Here is a 19,265-nt window from a genome sequence, read left to right as displayed (position 1 = left end):
GCCGGGGGCGGGAACTCAGACAGGTGCCGTCGGCTGCACCGAAGGCTCGCGGGGGCGGGCGGCGTCGGGAGGGGCGAAGAGCCCCTCGATCAGACCGAGCGCTTCGTCGCGAGGTCCGTCCGCTCTCACCCGCAGGTGGGGCTCGGCCTGTTGGAGAGCGAAGTCCTGGGAAAGCCGAGCCCGCCCCCCACCCGTGACGTTCAGCAGCACGGAGGAATCGCGCGGCACCTTCCCTGCCTTGACCGCGGTGAAGAGCGAGGCCGCGGCAACTGCGGCAGCCGGTTCGAGATCGATCGACTCCAGATCCCTGAAGACCTTCATTGCCGCCACCGCCGACGCCCTGTCGACGGTGAGCACCTCTCCGGCACTCTCGGTCAGAGTGTCGTGAACGCCGGAATGCACCTCGTAGGGAGGGCACCGGTTCGTCAGTTCGTCGGCGAAAGCATGCCTGCCGTCGTGGGGCATCACGGCGCCGGTACGGCCCTGCCAGGCCCTGTGGATGGGGGCGAAGTCGGCATTCTGCGAGAGAAACAGCCGGGGCAGCGCAGTCCTCCGGGAAGCCGTCCCTTTTCGCAGGCGCTTGGCGGCCTCGTGTGCGGCGATCGCCCCCGCGGCGCTGCCCACTGCCTGGAAGTAGTGCTCGGGCAGCTCGCCCATCTCCTCCGACGCCCGGTACATCACGGTGGCGAGACCGTCGCGACGCGCGACGTTGCGAACGCCGCCCTCCAAGGTGAAGCCCGGCCGGTTCCCGACCGCTTCGGCCAGGGCGATGGCGTCCGCGTAGTCGGCGCCCTCCGCCACGACGAGGCGTACATCCGGACGAAGTGCTTCCCGCAGCCTCATCCGACTGAGCCCCCTGTCCGGGATGATCAGGAGGCAGGGTCTGGCGTACCGGGAGCAGACGGCGGCGAAAGCCGCGGCGGTGTTGCCGGCGGAGGCCACGACGAGTACGGGCGATTCCTGCGGCATTCGGCCGAGGACCGCATAGGCCTCCAGCTCCTTGAATGTGCAGGTCTCCAGGAAGCCCCCCTTCTCCGGCCAGTAACCGTTGAAGGCGAGCCACAGTCGGGGCAGGCCGAGAAAGCGGGAGATGCGCTCGCTGCGCAGCACCGTCGTACCTCCGGCCCCGGCGAAAGTGCGGGTGACCGGCAGCCATGACCGGTACCGGAAGACCCCGTCGACGTCGGCGAGCGGCTTGAATTCCTCTTCCTCGTAAGAGGTCTGCAGCAATGCCGGCGAGTGATTACCGGTACAGGAGAGCATCAGCCCGTCGTCCGCCCAGCTCTGTCGGCACAGCGGGCAGACCAAGGAGTAGTGGCGCTTCTCCGGATTCTTCACTTCGCCCCGATTCATGCGACTGACTGCATCAAGAACTCATTGTCGTAACGACCAATGGGCACGCGTTGCCGAACAGGGGGCCTGAGCGAATGAGCTCGCAGTGGTCCGTGCTTGAGGGCAGGACAGGGCTTCTCGGCGAGTTGGGGTGTCGAAATCCAGCGAAATCCAGCGAGCGGCAAGGGCCCCGCGTTCACGCGACGCCAAGGGCCCCGCATTCACGCAGTTTTACTGCGGTCTCACCCTCGGTGTCCAACTTTGCCGCTCGTCGGCATGACCGGCTCGTGCACGTGTACGGGCGTGATCTCCACTGGCCGGAGCGCGAGTGGCCCTGGAGGTTCCTGCGGGCACAGGCAGTGGCGACCTTCGCTTCGAGCGCCCCGATTCACGCTCTGTCGACGGCCATTGCGCCGAGACATGCTGAAAGGACCTGAGCCGGAATCACATTCGGTCATCAATCGGCTGGTCCGGCTCCGGGAGGGGAGGTGCGATCGAGAATGCCGAACCGGGTCGTCACCACAGTGAACGGGCTGCAACCCTCATCGGTGGTGAGGCGGAAGGGACCTGTGAAACGACGCATCGGCATCGTGGGGGGCGTCGGCCCGTACGCGTCACTGCATTTCTGCGGTGAGGTGCTCCGCCTCAGCGGCGCCACCACGGATGACGCGTACCCGGCGACCGTGCTCGTGGCCGAGCAACTGCCGAGCCGCACGGCACATCTGCTCGGAGGGGGAGCCAGTCCGCTTCCCCTGCTGCTGCACACGGTGGAGCAATTGGAACGCGCGGGGGCCGAGGTGATCGCCATCCCGTCCGCAACGACGCACGCCTACTGGCCCCAACTCACGCAAGCTGTCAGCGTGCCCATCTGCGACCTCTTGGCCGAGACCGCGGCTGCGCTCGAACGGAACCGCTACCGGCGTCCCCTTTTCCTGGCGACTGAAGCGACAGTGAGCCTGGGCCTGTTCGAACCGTATCTGGCCGTCGGCACGGTGGCCCGTTACCCCGATCCGGAACACCAGGGCGACATCAGCGATTTCATCGCGAGGGTAAAACGGGGCGATCCGATTCCCGAACTGCGGGAGGAGTTCACTCACTGGGTCGAGCAGCTGAAGATCGACAGCGACGGTGACCCGGACAGCGCGGTGCTGGCCTGCACAGAGCTGTCGATGCTTGCCCCGACAGCGGCCTGCCGCACCCATCTGATCGATGTCACCGAGGTGCTGGCGTCAGCGGTTCTCGCCCCTTGAGGTCCGGGCCGCGGACATCAGCGGGCGAGGAGTCGTTCCGCACTTCCTCGGCAAGCTGTTGCATCCGGCTGAACCTCGGACCCTTGAGCAGAACCACGTCGCCGGGCTCCGCGAGCGACTTCAGCACCGCCCGGGCCTGCCGCACCCCGGGGACAAGGACGCTGTCCGCACCGTGGGACCGCGCCGCTTCATCCAGCCACCGTGCTCCTTCTTCCAGCCAGGGAGCGTCCTCCCCTCCGACGACGACCAGTCCGCTGATGCGGAGTTCGGCGATCAGCCGGCCGATTTCGAAGTGCGCCTCCTTGGTGGCGTCGCCGAGCTTGTGCATCGTGCCGAGCACCGCGATGGTGTCCCGGCCGTTCGCGAGCGCGGCCAGAGCCGTCAGGGACGCTCGCACCGATTCGGGCGTCGTGTTGTGGGTGTCGTCGATGACGGTGACACCGTCCGGCCGTTCGAAGACTTCCATGCGGCGTGGTGACACAGCCTTCAACTCCCCGAGCGCCGCGGCGATCCGGTCGACCGGCAGGCCGGCGTGGCGTGCGACGGCGGCGGCGGTGAGCGCATTGGTGACAAAGTGCTCACCGACCAGCTGAAGGTTGACGGGTGCCGCCCCTTCGGGGGTGCGGAGGGTGAAGTGCACATGACCTGACGTGTCCAGACGCACCTGCTCGGCTCGGACCTCCGCCTCCGGCGTACAGCCGACGAGGACCACGGAAGCCTTGGTACGGGCGGCCATGCCGCGCACCAGGGGGTCGTCGGCGTTGAGGATGGCGAGTCCATCGGCGGGCAGCGACTCGACCAGCTCACCTTTGGCCTGGGCGACGGCCCTCAGGCTGCCGAAGTTGCCGATGTGGGCGGCTCCGACGTTGAGGACCGCGCCCACCACGGGCCGCGCGATGTCCGCGAGGTACCGGATGTCGCCGGGGCCGTGATGACCCAACTCCAGCACCAGGTAGCGGGCGGTGGCGTCGGCCGCGGCGATGGCCAGTGGCAGCCCGATCCGGTCGTTGAAGTTGTGCGGAGTTGCCGCTGTCGGTCCCGCGTGTCCGAGCACGTGAGCCGTCATGTCCTTTGTGCTGGTCTTGCCCGACGAACCCGTCAAACCGATCACCGTGGTCTTCGGGAGACGGGCGAGCACATGCACGGCCAGGGCCTTGAGAGCCGCGTGCACATCCGGCACGACGATGGCGGGCTCCTCGGCCGGCTTCCCGGTGAGCACCGCCACCGCGCCCGACCTGACGGCCAGGGCGGCGAGCGGGTGGGTGTCCTCCCGCGAACCGTCAGGGCGTTCCACGACCACCGGAACGAACAGCCCCTGGCTGCTCGCTTCCGGTTCCGGGGTGGGAGGCGCCGTGATCAGGGCATGGGGGTCAGGCACGTTGTGGAGTCTGCCGCCGACAACAGTCGCCATGTCCTGCAGGCTCATACGGATCATCACTGCTCTCCCATCGGGATCACGGCTGGGTTGCTCGGCTGCGACAGCCGCTCGGGAGAATAGAGACCGCCTGCCCAGCCGTCCGGCGGACACACCGGGCCCCGGGGATGGAGACACGACGGAGTGTTGACGCCCGATGCTCCGTGCCACGGCTGCCTGCCCGGACTGGCCCGACGGCACCGGGCAACTGAACACGGCGAGCCTTCTTCGCCGGACCGTGAGCACGGCGAGGTTCCTTCACCGGACTGATCGTCTGCCAGTCCCGCGAGGGCCGTGTCATCGACTTGCACTGAAGGAGGAAAGGGTGCTGACGGCGATACGTGGGACTGACTGAGAAGCTGCACCGCCGACTACGCTGACCGGGCGCGCCGCGCGTAGCGCGCCGGGAAGGGGGCGCATGCGATGGATCGAGCGGACACGATCGTCGTGGGTGCGGGTATCGCGGGATTGACCGCGGCACGGCTGCTTTCCCGGAGCGGTCAGCGGGTCGTCCTGCTCGAGGCTCGCGACCGCGTCGGCGGACGTGTGTGGAGCGACCGGGACGGCGGGGTCGTCACCGATCTCGGCGCGTCCTGGATCCACGGGGTCACCGACAGCCCGGTCGCCGCAGCGGCAGCCGCATTCGGGCTGCGGACCGTGGAGTTCACGGTCGGCGGGTACCAGCCGTACAGCCGGCCCATCGCGTACTACGGTCCCTCGGGGGCTCGTCTGACCGACGACGAAGTGGAGCGCTTCGTGGCCGACATCGGCGCGGTGGATGCCGAGCTCGCCCGCGTCGTGGCCGCCCTCGCGCCGGGGCGCTCGTACGGCGAGGCGGTCGAGTCGGCCCTGGCCGCCCAGGGTTGGGGGGCGGAACGCGCCGAGCGGGTCCGGGAGTACCTGCGCCATCGGACCGAGGAGCAGTACGGAGTCCGGATCGACGAGCTCGACGCGCACGGGCTCGACGACGATTCGATCGACGGCGACGAGGTGGTCTTCCCCGACGGCTACGACGCCCTCGCGACGCACCTCGCGACGGGGCTCGACGTTCGGCTCCAGCACGTCGTCACCTCGGTGAGCTGGTCAGCGGACGGAGTCGAAGTCACCACCGATCGCGGCGTGTTCACGGCGAACCGTGTCGTGGTCACCGTCCCGGTCGGGGTGCTGAAGTCCGCGGATTTCATCATCGAACCCCCGCTGCCCGAGCCGGTGGCCGGTGCGTTGGCACGCCTGGAGATGAACGCCTTCGAGAAGGTCTTCCTCCGTTTCCGCTCGAAGTTCTGGGACGACGAGGTGTACGGAGTCCGTCAGCAGGGGCCGAGCGGGGTCTGGTGGCACTCCTGGTACGACCTCACCGCCGTCCATGGCGTGCCGACGCTCCTCACGTTCGCCGCCGGCCCGGCCGCGCAGGAGACGCGAGGATGGGAGCAGGAAGAGATCGTCGACTCGGTCCTCCGCGAACTGCGCCGGCTGTACGGCGACCGCGTCGAGGACCCCACCTGCGTGCACGTGACCTCGTGGCAGGAGGACCCCTGCTCGCGAGGGTCGTACGCGTACATGACCGTGGGATCGGCGCCCGAAGACCATGACCTTCTCGCCACACCCGTGGGCGGCGTACTGCACCTCGCGGGCGAGGCGACGTGGACCGACGACCCGGCCACGGTCAACGCGGCGCTCCGCTCCGGCCACCGCGCCGCGTCCGACATCCTCGGTCATCCCGTTCCTGTCGAGGACGCCTGGGCCGCCGGCTGAAGGCGCTCCGACGCTCCGACGCTCTGCCGCGACCCCGTACGACGCCTCTGGTGCGTTCTTGCAGAACGACCTGGGCGACCGAGCCGGATGCGTGCCGGCACGGCCGGACAGCCACGGTCGACTGCGACCGGACCGAAGCTGGTCAGGGTTGGGGGAAGGCCGTCTGGAGGAGGTCGGCGAGGAGGGCCGCGCAGGAGCCGTCGGGGTCGAGATCGGGGTCGTAGATGGTGAGGTTCAAGCCGACGCAGCGTTCCGACCGCACCAAGGTCCGCAGCAGCGGGGCGAGTTCGTCGGGCAGGAGGCCGCCGGGGTCGGGGCTGTCGACGGCGGGCATGACGGACGGGTCCAGCACGTCCGCGTCCAGATGCACCCAGAACCCCTCGGTCACGGGCACTTCGAGAGTCTGCAGAACCGCGCGCGACAGTTCCTCGGCGCCCCACTCCCGGATCTCCCCGACCGTCGCGTTCGTGATCTTCAATTCGGCGAGTTCGCGCCGCTCTTCGTCGTAGTCCCGGATGCCGAAGACCCGTACGTCCTCGTCCCTGACGTACGGCTGCAGCCCTTCGAGGTCCGTCAGGTCCGCCTGACCGCGGCCGGTCGCGATCGCCAGCTCCTCACCGCCTGCGGCACCGATGCGGTCGGAGTTCCCGGGGTGCCGGAAGTCCGCGGATCCGTCGATGGCGGCGAGTCCGTACCGCCCGACGCGGCGGAGGGCGAGTGAGGCGCCGAGTTGGATGGAGCAGTCCCCGCCCAGGACGACCGGGAAGTCCCCTGCCCGGACGTGGTGTTCGATGCGGTCTGCGAGCTTGCGGGTGTACGTGGCGATCGCCTCGGCGTTGAACACGCCGTCGCCCTCCCTCCAGCCACCACGGTCGTAGCGGGGCGGAACAACGACTCCGCCCTCGTACGCCCCGAGCCGCTGCAGCAGCCGCTGCTCGCGCAGCGCGCCCGCCAGCTTGTAGCACCCGGGCACGGTGCCTTCGACGGGCGGCCGGAGGCCGAGGTTGGACGGAGCGTCAATGACGACAATGCGGCGCATCCGGCCATTCTGACCCCGTGCGGCGGTGCGGGCCACGGCATTTCAGCACCCGTGGAAGCAGCAAGCCGGCCTGGCAGCCCTGACACCGGGCCCCGTGATCCACTGACGCCCTGGGGTGATCGCCGTTCCGGATGCGTGCCGGATGCGTGCCGGAACAGGCGGGGAACCCCGGTCGACCCCGGTCACGAAGGGACGCTCCCGGCAGGGCCGCAGCAGCCATGTACGAGGCTCAGCACGCCTGTTGAGCCCAACCGTCCGGTGATCCCCGATCAGGGGCGCGGGTCCGATTGCCGTCACCCGCTCCACGACGGGGGCCCAGGTCACAGCCCCGGGCTCCATGACGGGGGCCAAGGTCACAGCCCCGGCGAGAGCGGCGCGGCCGTGGGCACGGGTCCGAGCTCATGCGCCGGGCCGGGCGTCGGCTCCGCACGGTTCGACATCCGGTGCTCCGGCGAGGCCGGGTTCGCCGAGCGGAGACCGTGTCCGGGCGGGTGGGCGGCGCGACAGCAGGCATCCGGTCAACGCGGTCGCGAGGCCGGCCAGCCCGGCCGCCGCGAAGCCGCCCGCCGGCACGGAGGCGTCGATCGCCACCCCGACCATCGGGGACCCGAGCGCGAAACCCGCGCTCTGCGCCGAGGATTGCAGTCCTGTGGCCTCACCCCGCACGCCGGCCGGCGCCAGTCGGCTCACCGCGTCGGCCACCGCGGAAAGGGTCGGCGCGGTGAGAAGCCCACTGCCGACAACGGCCACGCACAACCACGGCCAGTCATGGGCGAGTCCGGCGGGAATCGTCACGAGCCCCAGCAGGCCGAGCAACAGCCAGGTGGGCAGCTGCCGGGGCAGCGCGCCGTAGATCAGCCCACCGGCGACGGAGGCCATGCCGAACACGGCTACGACCACGGCGGCCCAGGAGACCTGACCTGCTTCTTCGAGTGCGGCGACGATGGCGAGGTCGACGCCGCTGAGCAGCGTCGTGGTACCGAACGCCATCGTCAGCACGGCGATCATGCCGACGCCCAGCCACTCGCGGCGCGGGGGCCGGCGGGCCACGCCGGCAGCCGCCTCGTTCTCGGCACGCAACGGTGGGTCGAGCAAGGCGATCCCGATTCCGCCGGCCACGATCGCGGCGCCGACCCCCAATGCCACCGCACCGGGGGACATCTTCGCGGCACAAAGGATCACTACCGCCGGGCCGACCATGTACGACAGCTCGCCCTGCACCGATTCCAGCGCGAACGCGGCCCGGCACTGTCCCGCCGTCGTCATCGCGGCGATGGCCTGCCTGGTCACCGGCTGGGCCGGCACCATCAGCAGACCCGCCGCAAGGGCGGCGCCGAGCAGGGCCCCGTACGGCAGGATCGGCACGCTCATCCAGAACACGAGCTGCACGACGACGGTCACCAGCAGCACAGGACGCAGGCCCCGCCCGTCGATCATGCGGCCGAGCAGCGGCCCGCCCAGTGCCAGTCCGGCGGTCAGAGCCGCGGCGACACCACCGGCCGCGGTGTAGCTCATGTCCAGGCCCAGAACGACGTACATCGTCAGAGCCATCACGTCAGCAGTGATCGCGGTACGGGCGAGCAGCGAGATACCCAACAGCGATGCCATCCCTGGCACGCCGAGTACCTGTCGGTATCCGGTCACCTGCGTGACGCTAGGTCATCCGTCATGACATAGGAAGTGGTTAATTTGCTGGAGCTGGCATAATGAATATTTATGGCCAGGGATCTTGAAACCGCGTTGCTGCGGTCATTCGTCACCGTCGTGCGGGCCGGGAGCATCAGCCGCGCCGCGACCGCGCTCGGACACACCCAGCCCGCGCTCAGCCAGCAGGTGCGCAAGCTCGAGAGAGCTGTCGGCCGTCCGCTGCTTCACCGGTCGTCGTCCGGCGTCTCGCCGACCCGGGCGGGTGCGGAGCTCCTGCCTTACGCCGAGCGCATCCTCTCGCTCTCCGCGCAGGCACTCACCGAAACCGGGCGCGCGCTCACCGGCCGCTGCGGCGTCGGGCTGCTCGAAGATCTTGCCGCGTCCCAGCTTCCGCAGGCCCTCGCCGACCTCGCCCGGCTGCACCCGGGGGCGACCCTGGAGGTGCTCAGCTGTTCCAGGGCCGCGATGCGGGAGGCCTACGACGCGGGCCGCGTCCACCTCGTGCTCGACGAGGTGCCGGACGTTCCCGGGCCGCCGCGCTGGACGGTACGCCGCCCGCTGGACTGGGCCGTCGGCCAGGGTGTGGACGTGATGGCCGATCCGCTGCCAGTGGTGCTGTTCTCGAACGCGTGCTCGTGGCGTACGTCGGTGCTGGCAGCGCTGGAAGGTGCCGACCGGCGCTGGCGCGTGGCGTTCGAGAGCAACAGCCTGGTCGCTGTACTCGCCGCGGTACGGGCCGGGCTCGGCGTCGCAGCGCTCATGCCCACGAACCTCGAACCGGCCATGGTCTGCCACGACGCGGACGCTCTGCCCGCTCTGCCGGACGTCGAACTCGGTCTCGCACGGCACCCAGGAACCGATGGGGATCCGCTGATCGATGCCGTGGAGACCGCGCTGCGACGCATGATCTGAGCGGCCGTCACAGCAGAGACGGACTCGTCTCCGGTGGCGGTGCGGTGCGGTCGTACGCGATGTGCGCAGGTCCTGTGGGGGTCGTCGCAGGGTGGGGCGGTGGATAGGGTTGCCGCGTGCCGATTCCGCGCGAGCTGTCCACGGAAGCAGATCAGCGGCTTCGCTTCGCTCTGCTCGGCCCGCCCCAAGCGTGGCGTGGCGACGCGCCCCAGGAGCTCGGGCCGGTTCGCGAACAGGCTCTCCTGGTCGCTCTGCTGCTTCGGCCGGGCAGGACGGTCAGCCCGCAGCAACTCCTCGACGGGGTGTGGGGTACGGAGCCCCCCGGCACGGGCACCAGAGTGATCCCGGTCTATGTGCACCGATTACGACGAAGACTGGATGCTCACGGAGAGAACCCGGCCCTTTCCGTGATCGACACCGTTCGCGGCGGCTACCGCTTCGCTCCGAGCAGCGCGTGTGTGGACGTCGCACGGTGGGAGGAGACCGCCGCCGAAGGGCGTGCGGCGAGGGATTCCGGGGATCTGGACGCCGCGGTGGACGCGTGGTCCCGCGCATTGGGCCTGTTCCACGGCGAGCCCCTGGCGGGAATCCCAGGACCCTTCGCGGAAGGCGAGCGGCTGCGGCTGGCGGAGCAGCGGCTCTTGTCGGTGCAGGACAAGGTGGACTGCCAGCTCCGTTCCGGACGGCACGCCGAGGCCGTGGGGGAGCTGTTCTCCCTGACCACGGCCCACCCCTGCAACGAGGCGCTGGCCACGTTGCTCATGCGCGCCCTCTACGCCGCCGGCCGGCAGGCCGACGCGCTGGACGTCTACGCCGCGGTGCGCCACCGCCTGGTGGACGAGCAAGGGGTGGAGCCCGGCGCCGGACTCCGGCGCGTACACGCGGCAGTCCTCCGGGGCGACGACGCTTCCCTGCTCGACGAGAACGCGGTACGGCAAGGGCAGCCGACCGGACGCGGGACTCAACGGCCGGCCGCGCCTCTGCGTCAGGACCACGCTCGCCGGCGCCGTCAAGGGCGGGATGAACTGCCCGTCGAAACAGCCGACTTCACGGGCCGGGACCGGCAGCATCAAATTCTCGTCGCGCCCGCCGACACCCGGGACGTCACGGTCCGGGCGGTGGACGGCATGGCCGGAGTCGGGAAAACCGCCCTGGTGGTGCGCGCGGCGCGAGCCCTGCGGAACCGGTACCCCGACGGCTGCCTCTTCGTCGAGCTGCACGCGCACCGCGAGGACCGTGAGCCGGCGGCGCAGCAACGCGTGCTACGCCGGCTGCTGCGGGCCGTGGGCGCCGACGAGGGGGAGGGCTCCGAGGACCTGGACGAGCTGGCAGCGTCGTGGCGGGCGGCGACCGCTTCCCTTCGGCTGCTCCTCGTACTCGACGACGCCTCCCGCGCCGACCAGGTGCGCCCCCTGCTGCCCGCCGGCCGCGGCACCCTGGTCATGGTGACGAGCCGCCGGCGCCTGACAGGGCTGGACGTGGACCGCAGGGTCTCGCTGTCCCCTCTCGGCATCGACGAGGCGACGGGGCTCCTGACCCGGATCGTCCGCGGTGCGGAAGGCCGCGACGGGTCCGGCCTTGCGGGCGGGTCCGACAGCGAGGACGGGGCCGATCACGAGCGTGCGGCCGTACGCGAACTGGCCACGCTGTGCGGCCGGCTTCCGCTGGCGTTGCGCATCGTCGGGGCACGGATACAGGACCGCCCGTCGTGGGCGGTGGAGGCCCTGGCGGCGCGGTTGACCGACGGCGAACGCCGGCTCGACGAACTGGCGGTGGAGGACCGCAGCGTCGAAGCCGCGTTCCGGATCTCCTACGGTCAGCTTCCGGCCGGTGAGCAGCGTGCATTCCGTGCCCTGGGACTGTCGCCCACCATACGGCTGGACCGGCTGACCCTGGCCGCCCTTCTCGGCTGTACGCCGCCCGACGCCGAGCGCGCCCTGGAGAGCCTGGCCGACGCGAGCCTGGTGCAGCGGGTGACGGCCGACCGCTATCGCATGCACGACTTGGTGGCGGACTACGCGCGGCGCGTGGCCACCGCGTCGCCCGACGAGGCCGCGACAGCCCGGGAGGGTGTGTTCCGGCTGTACGTGGCCGCCGCCCGCTGCGCCAGCGACTGGGGCACTTCGTCCTGCCCGACCGGCCCGCAGGGCACAGGACCCTTCGCGGACTGGGAGGAGGCCACGATCTGGCTGAACGACGCGGGCGGTGAACTGGTCGACGTGATCGGTCAGGCGGTGGCCGTGGGGCGGCTGGACGAGGCCTGCTGGATCGCCGAGGGCCTGGTCGACTACCTCACCAGACAGGGCCGGTTCCACGAGTGCCGAACCTCGCTGGAGATGCTGCTGCCGATGCTCGGTCGGGCCACCGACCGGCGGATGGACTCCGCGCTGCGCACGGGCCTGGGCATCCTGTACGGGGTCCAGGGCCGTTACCGGCAGGCCGGCACCTGGTTCACGGAAGCGCTGGACATCAGCCGCCGGGCCGATGACCCCCATGAGCAGGCCAGGGCCGCTGCCGGTCTCGGAACGTTCGCCAATCTGGAGGGGCGGATCGCCGAGTCCATGACCCATTTCGCCGAAGTCCTGCGACTCGCGGGCGGGTTGACACACGACCACTGGCTCACGGGTTCGATCATGACTCGCGCCGGCGACGTGCACCACCAGCTCGGAGAGCACGACAAGGCACACGACCGCTACCTGAAGGCGATCGCCCTGGCCGAGAAGGCGGGCAGCCCCAGACTCCTGGGCAAGACCCTCCTCCGCCTCGGCGGTCTCCAACTCGACCTCGGGCGGCCCGCCGAGGCCGTCGGCACCCTCGGGAAGGCCGAGGACCTGGCCAGGCGCCTCGGTGATGTTCCCCTGTACTCCGCCGTCCTCGACAGGCTGTCCACGGCCGAGGCGGCCATGGGCAATTCGGGGGCGGCCGCCGAACTCCGCCTCCGGTCACGCGCAGTCCTGGACGAGGAGACCGGCACCGCCCGGGAGATCCGGATACGGCACCGGCTGACCTGGCACGACGCCGTGGCCGAAGACCTGTCCGCGTCCCGCGACTTCTTCGAACGGGGCACCGCGCTCCCCGACACCGACGCCACCCGGGCGAGAATCTCCCGCGCGCTGGACGACCTCGGCGGCCGGCGGCCGCGACGCCGGCCGGACGACGACGAGTACGAGTCATAGCGTCCGGGCGGGGCGGCGCGAAGTGGAGCGGGGCGGAGTGGAGCGGGCCCGGCCCGGACGGAGCGTGGTCCGGCCGGGCCTGTTCCCCCTGCCCCGCTGCCTCTCCGCCCCCGTTCCGTCAGGTGACTACACGGGATCGCCGTTCGCGTTCAGCCACCGGACGCCGTGCTGGCCGGTTCGGGTGAGGTTCTTGGGGATGACGGCTTCCGGATACTTCGGGTGCAGGTTGAAGTAGCCGGGCGCGTTCGTGACGGACCGCAGATCGCACACCGGGTCTCCGACGATGCAGTACCGCGTGACCGGGATTCCGTTGAACTCCGCCGGGCCGGCGCCGGGGGAGGTGGCCACCCCGGGGATGCCCAGCCCCTTGGGGAGGTGAGCCCCCAGACCGGTGTCGGGCTGCATCGGGTCGGCGTACAGCACGCCGTCGACCTGGGAGAGCGGGATGCCGGTGCCGCCGCTCGCGATCTGCTGGAGCACCTCGTCCGCCGCCTGGGCGCCCTGGGAGTAACCGGTGATCGTGATCCGGGCGTCGGGATGCGCCTTGTGGGTGTCCTTCGCCGCCTGCAGCCCTCTCTCGACGCCCAGTCGCACGCTGGCGTCGTAGGTCGGTGCGGTGAGGGCTTCAGGGTTGACCTTCGCGGGCGGCTCGACGAGTCCGCCGGTGGGGCCGATGATCGGGCCGGCGCTTGCCGGGTAGCACACCTTGATCGCTGAGGAGCCGAGGCCGAGAGCCTTGTTCGCGGTGTCGTACGAGGTGTTGGTGGTGGGACAACCGTCCTGGTCCACCGTGGGACCGGTGCCGCCGATTTCGATGTAGTAGTGCTCCGCGCCGGCCGCGTACGCAGCGGACGGGAAGGCGACGGCGGTTCCGGCGGCCAGCACCGCCGCCAGGGCGGCAGCGCGGACAGACCGTGCCACCTTGCTCGTTTTCGCCATTGAGTGAAGTCCCCCTCGGGTAGTGAACGTGCCGGGCAAGCAACGCAGCTGACGCTAGCCACCGGTGATCACATCCCGTTGACATGTCGATGACTGCGCAGGTGGTACGGCTGTTGCGCGCGTATGCCGCGCCGAGCGGGAGACATCTGCACCGGCGCGCGGACGGGGACGCCGCTCGTGCCGCTCCGTGCCGCGAGCAGGTCGACCACGGTCAGAAGCGGGTGTGACGGCCTGGCCGGGGTGGTGGCGGCAGGAGGCGTGCGGCTTCGTGCCGCCATTGGACGACGGCCACCAGCCGGTCGACGCGGACCAGTTGGCGGGCGACGCCGGCCCCTGCGGCCCGCTGCCCGGCCCCGCCTGGCGCAGCACGGCGACGGCCTTCGACGCCGGGCCTGCCACTGCTCACGGCCAACTCCCCGGTGCAGCAAGCCGGATGACGCCGGGAGATCCCCGTGAACAGCCGATGTGCGAGGACCGCCCGATCCGGCGTGATCGCCACACCGGGATCACGCCACCCACCGGCATGGTCGGCCCGCTCGCCGTCACGCACCGACTCGTAACCCTCGGCGACAGCGCCACCCGTCGTTCGTCTCGCGCCCCTTGGAGCGCGACATCGGCCGCACTGACCGGTGGTCATGTGCTCCTAGCGGCGAAGGAGAGGAACGGGCGGGTCGGGAAGACGCCCGATACGCCGACCGTGGCGGTCAGGCCGCAGGGCTTCGAACGTGATGGACTGAGTGCAGAGCGTCACCACCCGTTCCGGATCTTCTGCAGTTGAAATGCCCGGAGCTGCATCCGAACGGCGCATCCGAACGGAATGAGCCGGAACCTCAAGCCGATCGAACGCGACGAGAGGAAGTGCGATGCGCCGTAGCGGAGCTGAGGCACTCCCCTTCACGGGTGGCCTGCACGGGCCGGGTGCCGGGCACGAGCACCCGGAAGTCCGGCCGCATCCGACCGGTCACCGGGCACGGAAGCCGCAATGCAGTCATCCGGCTGAGGACGAATGGGCCTTCGTCGACGCCGATGTCCCCGCAGCCGTGGGACGCATGCTGGACCGGCTCCTGCGCGAGCGGCTCGACGAGGCCGGAGCTATCGACGCCACTTTCGCCGAGGACGTGGCCGGACGCGTCGCCCGCTTCACCCAGGGCGGCGGCAAGCGCACACGCTCGCAGTTCCTCTGGTGGGGACTGAGGGGTTGCGGACGGGGGTTGACCGCCGAACAGTCCGAGGCGGCACTGCGTCTGGCGGCAGGGCTCGAACTCATCCAGACGTGCGCTCTGGTGCATGACGACGTGATGGACGGCTCGTCACTCCGCCGGGGCCACGCCGCAGTACACACGGACCTCGACACCCAGTACGGGGGGAGGGAGACCGGCAGCCCGCACGAGTCGTTCGGCAGGGCCGCCGCAATCCTCGTCGGTGACCTCGCCCTGGCCTGGGCCGATGACGTGGTGGCGGCGACGCATCTGAGCCCGGGTACGGCTCGGACCGTGCGCGGCATCTGGGAGGCCATGCGGACCGAGATGGTCGCCGGCCAGTACCTCGACCTGCAAGGACAGGTGACCGGGTGCCGTTCGACAGCCGTGGCCGAACGCGTCGCCTCCCTCAAGAGCGCCCTGTACTCGGTGGAGCGGCCACTGGCATTCGGCGCGGCCCTCGCCGGAGCGGGTGAGCGAACCACTCGCGCACTGTGCTCCGCGGGCCGCTGTGCCGGTATCGCCTTTCAGCTCCGCGACGACCTCTTCGGAGTGTTCGGCGATCCCCGCCTCACGGGAAAGCCCTCCGGCGACGACGTCCGCAAAGGCAAGGTCACTTACCTCGTCGCGGTAGCCCGAGCACGCGCCGCGGCAACGGGAAAGGACGACGCGCTCGCCCTCCTGGACACCGCTGTCGGCGACAGCGGACTGACAGAGGGGGACTTGGACCGTGTGCGCAGCGCACTGGTGGCGACCGGAGCCCGAAGCATCGTCGAGGACAAGATCCAGCAGGTACTCGAGCAGAGTGTCCGGCACCTCCGCAGTGCTGCGCTCACCCCGCACGCCGAGAAGCAGCTGCTCGAACTCTTCGGCACGGTTGCCGGCGTACCTCTCCACGCGGCGCCCCCCGGCCGGGCGGCGGGCGGACCCGTTGCCGGACGTGAAGGCGACGACCCGGAGCCGCTCGCCCCGGAACCGCTCGGCCTTCCCGTTGACGGGAGGAACCGATGAAGACCCTGGAGGGACCCACCGACCATGTCGTGGTCGTCGGGGCCGGGCTCGCCGGCCTCTCCGCCGCGCTGCATCTGCTGGGTGCCGGGCGAAGGGTGACCCTGGTCGAGCGGGACGAACAGCCGGGCGGCCGGTCCGGGCTGCTCGAACAGAAGGGCTACCGGATGGATACCGGGCCCACGGTGCTGACCATGCCCGACATCGCGGAGGAAGCGTTCGCCGCGGTCGGTGACAGGCTCAGCGACCGCATGGAACTCATTCCGCTGCATCCCGCCTACCGGGCGCAGTTCGCCGACGGCAGCAGGCTCGACGTCCACACCTCCGCCCAGGCGATGGAAGCCGAGATCGAAAGCTTCGCCGGCGCCGGAGAGGCACTGGGCTACCGGCAGCTGAGGAGGTGGCTGGAACGTCTCTACAAGGTCCAGATGCGCCGGTTCATCGACACCAACTTCGACTCTCCGCTACAACTCCTGACACCTGATCTGGCCCGGCTCGCGGCGCTCGGCGGCTTCGGCCGCCTGGACACCCGCGTCGGCCGGTTCATCTCCGACGAACGGCTGCGACGCGTCTTCTCCTTCCAGGCCCTGTACGCGGGAGTGCCGCCGGCCCGGGCCCTGGCCGCGTACGCGGTCATCGCCTACATGGACACCGTCGCCGGCGTCTACTTCCCGCGAGGCGGGATGCACGCCCTGCCGCGGACCATGGCGGACGCCGCCTCGGACGCCGGAGCCGAATTCCGCTTCGGCCACGAGGTGACCCGGCTGGAGCGCTCGGGCGACCGCGTCACGGCCGTCATCACCGATCAGGGGCGCATCCCCTGCGACGCCGTCGTGCTCACCCCTGATCTGCCCGTCGCCTACCGCCTGCTCACGCACCGGCCGCGCCGTGCCCTCCCGCTCCGGCACTCCCCTTCGGCCGTGATCCTTCACGTCGGCACGAACCGCACCTGGCCGGAACTGGCCCATCACACCATCTCGTTCGGCTCTGCCTGGAAGGGCACATTCCACGAGCTGACCCGCGCTGGAACCCTGATGTCCGATCCCTCGCTGCTCATCACCCGCCCCACGGCGACCGACCCCGGCCTGGCACCGCCCGGCCGGCACCTGCACTACGTCCTGGCGCCCTGCCCCAACACCGACATCGGCCCCAGCGCACGGGAGTGGGCGGACCTCGCGCCCCGATACCGCCACAGCATCCTCACCGAGCTCGAACGGCGAGGTCTCGAAGGGATCGGATCCGCCATCGAGGAGGAGTGCCTGGTGACACCCGCGGACTGGACCGCTCAAGGACACGCCGCCGGCACTCCCTTCTCCACAGCCCACACCTTCGCCCAGACCGGTCCCTTCCGCCCCCGCAACCTCGTGCGCGGTACCCGGAACGCCGTACTGGCCGGCTGTGGGACCACACCGGGCGTGGGCGTGCCGACGGTCCTCATCTCGGGGAAACTCGCCGCGGCACGTGTCACCGGCTGGAAGCGCCCTTCGTCCGTACCGTCCAGGACACGGCGCAACGTCACGAAGGCCGCGTCGGCATGACCGTCCGTGAGCTCGACGCCGCGGGCATCAACGACCCCGCCCTGCGCGCCGCCTACACCCACTGCCGGCTGCTGAACGCCCGCCACGGAAAGACGTACTTCCTGGCCACCCGGCTCCTGCCGGTCGAGCGCAGACCGGCCGTGCATGCTCTGTACGGCTTCGCACGGTGGGCGGACGACATCGTCGACGACATGGACACCTCCGCCACACCGGACGAACGGGCCGCGGTCCTGCACCGACTTCAGGAACAACTTCATGCCGGGGTGCGCGAAGGGGCCAGCACGGAACCGGTGGTCGCCGCTGTCGTCGACACGGCGGCCCGGTACGACATCGATCCTCAGCACTTCACCGACTTCATGACGTCGATGCGCCAGGACCTGGTCGTCACCGAGTACGCGGACTACCCCGCTCTCCGCCGCTACATGCACGGATCCGCCGCCGTCATCGGCCTGCAGATGGTGCCGGTGCTCGGCACCGTCGTATCCCGCGAGGAAGCCGAGCCGCACGCGGCCGCGCTCGGGGTGGCCTTCCAGCTGACCAACTTCCTGCGCGACGTCGGAGAGGACCTCGACCGCGGCCGGATCTACCTGCCGTCCGATCTGCTGTCCGCCCACGGCGTCGACCGCGAACTCCTCCAATGGAGCCGCAGCACGGGGGTCCGCGACCGGCGGATCACATCCGCCCTGCGGGCAGCCGCCTCGCTCACGCGCGGCGTGTACCGCGAGGCAGTACCGGGCGTGCACATGCTCGAGCCCGTTTCCCGCCCGTGCATCCGCACCGCGCTCGTGCTGTACGGCGCCATCCTCGACGCGATCGACGACGACGGATACTCCGTGCTGCACCGCCGGGCGGTCGTCCCCCGCCGCCGCCGGGGCGCCGTCGCCTGCGACGGTCTGATCAGGCTGGCCGCCGCCCGGATGCGACGCGGCGTCCCCGACCCGGCGGCGACGCCGGCGCGGACGCGCACGTACCCCGTCCCGCACAGGTACGCGAACACCCGCGTCCGGCGTTCCGGGAAGGAGAGAGTATGAACCCCGGCCGATCCGCCGATCCAGGACGCTATCCGCTGCGGCTCCGCCGGCGCCCCCTCCCCTGGGACCGCCAGCGTCCGACTTGGCGCGATGCGAAGCCCCGCATCATCGCCGAGGCACTCAAGCGGTCACAGACCCGCCCTTCCGGCAACTGGTACGTGCTCGGCGCCACCCGCGAGATCAGGCCCGGCCGCCCGCTGGGCCGAACGGTCGCCGGCACCGAAGTGGTCGCCTGGCGCGACGCCACCGGGCGCCTGCGTGCGGGTCCGGGAGCCTGTCCGCATCTCGGTGCGCCGCTCAAGGACAGCCCGGTTCGCTGCGGCGCCCTCATCTGCCACTGGCACGGCCTCGCGCTCGACGGCGACGCCACAGCGGGCTGGGAACCCTTTCCCGCGTTCGACGACGGGGTGCTGGCCTGGGTGCGGCTCGACGAGGCCGGCGGCGAACAGCCTCTGGAGAGGCCCGTCGTCCCCGAACGTCCGCACCGTGACCGGCACATGGCGGCGGTCTGCACGGTCACGGGACGCTGTGAACCCGAAGACGTGATCGCCAATCGCCTCGACCCCTGGCACGGCGCGTGGCTCCACCCCTATTCCTTCGTCGATCTCACCGTCGTCGGCCGGCCGGGTGACGACTCGTCGAGCACCGCACCGGACGACGACTCCTTCGCCGTGGACGTCTCCTTCAAGGTGGCCGGCCGCGCCGTGGTACCGGTGCGGGCCGTCTTCACGGCCCCCGGACCGCGCACCGTCGTCATGCGCATCACCCACGGCGAGGGCGCGGGCTCCGTCGTCGAGACGCATGCGACGCCGCTGGGAACGGATGACGGCGGACGGCCGCGCACCGCTGTCGTCGAGGCTGTGGTCGCCTCGTCCGAGCGGCGCGGATTCGCGGTCGCCAAAGCCGCGGCTCCGGTGCTCCGCCCCCTCATGCAGGCGGCGGCCGGGCGCCTGTGGCGGGACGACATCGCCTACGCGGAGAGGCGGTGGGCGCTGCGCAGCACAGGGCGCTTCCCCGGCTGACGTGCT

At 70.6% G+C, this 19,265-nt stretch carries 14 protein-coding genes; 8 read left to right on the top strand and 6 right to left on the bottom strand.

The window, feature by feature from the left end; all coding sequences use genetic code 11:
* Positions 1-15 precede the first annotated feature (15 nt).
* Entirely contained in the window at positions 16-1,353 is a 1,338-nt protein-coding gene (locus EV375_RS19895) for a cysteate synthase (protein WP_130300639.1), read from the bottom strand.
* A 548-nt stretch (positions 1,354-1,901) separates the two neighbouring features.
* Between EV375_RS19895 and EV375_RS19890 the strand changes: the two genes are divergently transcribed.
* Positions 1,902-2,582 (top strand): amino acid racemase, encoded by a 681-nt coding sequence (locus EV375_RS19890; RefSeq protein ID WP_207228189.1) that lies wholly within the window; start codon positions 1,902-1,904, stop codon positions 2,580-2,582.
* Here EV375_RS19890 and EV375_RS19885 read toward each other — a convergent pair.
* Entirely contained in the window at positions 2,545-4,017 is a 1,473-nt protein-coding gene (locus EV375_RS19885; RefSeq protein WP_130300637.1) for a UDP-N-acetylmuramoyl-tripeptide--D-alanyl-D-alanine ligase, read from the bottom strand. The genes EV375_RS19890 and EV375_RS19885 overlap by 38 nt on opposite strands.
* A gap of 402 nt (positions 4,018-4,419) precedes the next feature.
* Here EV375_RS19885 and EV375_RS19880 point away from each other — a divergent pair, with 402 nt between their 5' ends.
* Positions 4,420-5,748 carry an NAD(P)/FAD-dependent oxidoreductase gene (locus EV375_RS19880; protein WP_130300636.1) on the top strand — a complete coding sequence of 443 codons (1,329 nt, stop codon included), beginning with the start codon at positions 4,420-4,422 and terminating at the stop codon, positions 5,746-5,748.
* 142 nt (positions 5,749-5,890) lie between these two features.
* Here EV375_RS19880 and EV375_RS19875 read toward each other — a convergent pair whose 3' ends face one another.
* On the bottom strand, positions 5,891-6,787 hold the full coding sequence (locus EV375_RS19875) for an arginase family protein (protein WP_130300635.1): 897 nt from the start codon (positions 6,785-6,787) through the stop codon (positions 5,891-5,893).
* Between the two features lie 399 nt (positions 6,788-7,186).
* Entirely contained in the window at positions 7,187-8,431 is a 1,245-nt protein-coding gene (locus EV375_RS19870; protein WP_207228187.1) for an MFS transporter, read from the bottom strand.
* Positions 8,432-8,503: 72 nt separating this feature from the next.
* Between EV375_RS19870 and EV375_RS19865 the strand changes: the two genes are divergently transcribed.
* On the top strand, positions 8,504-9,346 hold the full coding sequence (locus EV375_RS19865; protein WP_130300634.1) for a LysR family transcriptional regulator: 843 nt from the start codon (positions 8,504-8,506) through the stop codon (positions 9,344-9,346).
* A gap of 116 nt (positions 9,347-9,462) precedes the next feature.
* Positions 9,463-12,522, top strand: a complete 3,060-nt coding sequence (locus EV375_RS19860) for a BTAD domain-containing putative transcriptional regulator (RefSeq protein WP_130300633.1) — start codon at positions 9,463-9,465, stop codon at positions 12,520-12,522.
* A 126-nt stretch (positions 12,523-12,648) separates the two neighbouring features.
* On the opposite strand, the gene EV375_RS19855 is transcribed toward EV375_RS19860, so the two are convergent.
* Positions 12,649-13,461 (bottom strand): cutinase family protein, encoded by an 813-nt coding sequence (locus tag EV375_RS19855; RefSeq protein ID WP_130300632.1) that lies wholly within the window; start codon positions 13,459-13,461, stop codon positions 12,649-12,651.
* Between the two features lie 211 nt (positions 13,462-13,672).
* Entirely contained in the window at positions 13,673-13,867 is a 195-nt protein-coding gene (locus tag EV375_RS19850; protein WP_130300631.1) for a hypothetical protein, read from the bottom strand.
* A gap of 643 nt (positions 13,868-14,510) precedes the next feature.
* On the opposite strand from EV375_RS19850, the gene EV375_RS19845 reads away from it, so the two are divergent.
* From EV375_RS19845 to EV375_RS19830, 4 genes are read left to right on the top strand one after another with little or no spacing between them, the layout of a single operon-like run.
* On the top strand, positions 14,511-15,671 hold the full coding sequence (locus tag EV375_RS19845) for a polyprenyl synthetase family protein (protein ID WP_486588590.1): 1,161 nt from the start codon (positions 14,511-14,513) through the stop codon (positions 15,669-15,671).
* On the top strand, positions 15,668-17,206 hold the full coding sequence (locus EV375_RS19840; protein ID WP_130300629.1) for a phytoene desaturase: 1,539 nt from the start codon (positions 15,668-15,670) through the stop codon (positions 17,204-17,206). Before EV375_RS19845 ends, EV375_RS19840 begins: the two co-directional genes overlap by 4 nt.
* On the top strand, positions 17,203-18,237 hold the full coding sequence (locus EV375_RS19835; RefSeq protein ID WP_130300628.1) for a phytoene/squalene synthase family protein: 1,035 nt from the start codon (positions 17,203-17,205) through the stop codon (positions 18,235-18,237). Before EV375_RS19840 ends, EV375_RS19835 begins: the two co-directional genes overlap by 4 nt.
* Positions 18,234-19,259, top strand: coding sequence for a Rieske (2Fe-2S) protein (locus tag EV375_RS19830; protein ID WP_130300627.1), 1,026 nt, complete (start codon positions 18,234-18,236; stop codon positions 19,257-19,259). Before EV375_RS19835 ends, EV375_RS19830 begins: the two co-directional genes overlap by 4 nt.
* Positions 19,260-19,265 lie beyond the last annotated feature (6 nt).

It is taken from the genome of Streptomyces sp. CNZ301, assembly GCF_004217425.1.
The sequence above is the reverse complement of the archived record's forward strand: the minus strand, read 5'-3'. Positions and strand labels throughout refer to the sequence as shown.

Excerpts from the sequence above, each read along its gene's own strand:
- EV375_RS19895 (WP_130300639.1), bottom strand. The coding sequence starts at position 1,353 with ATGAATCGGGGCGAAGTGAAGAATCCGGAGAAGCGCCACTACTCCTTG.
- EV375_RS19885 (WP_130300637.1), bottom strand. The coding sequence starts at position 4,017 with ATGATCCGTATGAGCCTGCAGGACATGGCGACTGTTGTCGGCGGCAGA.
- EV375_RS19880 (WP_130300636.1), top strand. The coding sequence starts at position 4,420 with ATGGATCGAGCGGACACGATCGTCGTGGGTGCGGGTATCGCGGGATTG.
- EV375_RS19875 (WP_130300635.1), bottom strand. The coding sequence starts at position 6,787 with ATGCGCCGCATTGTCGTCATTGACGCTCCGTCCAACCTCGGCCTCCGG.
- EV375_RS19865 (WP_130300634.1), top strand. The coding sequence starts at position 8,504 with ATGGCCAGGGATCTTGAAACCGCGTTGCTGCGGTCATTCGTCACCGTC.
- EV375_RS19855 (WP_130300632.1), bottom strand. The coding sequence starts at position 13,461 with ATGGCGAAAACGAGCAAGGTGGCACGGTCTGTCCGCGCTGCCGCCCTG.
- EV375_RS19845 (WP_486588590.1), top strand. The coding sequence starts at position 14,511 with ATGCTGGACCGGCTCCTGCGCGAGCGGCTCGACGAGGCCGGAGCTATC.
- EV375_RS19840 (WP_130300629.1), top strand. The coding sequence starts at position 15,668 with ATGAAGACCCTGGAGGGACCCACCGACCATGTCGTGGTCGTCGGGGCC.
- EV375_RS19835 (WP_130300628.1), top strand. The coding sequence starts at position 17,203 with ATGACCGTCCGTGAGCTCGACGCCGCGGGCATCAACGACCCCGCCCTG.
- EV375_RS19830 (WP_130300627.1), top strand. The coding sequence starts at position 18,234 with ATGAACCCCGGCCGATCCGCCGATCCAGGACGCTATCCGCTGCGGCTC.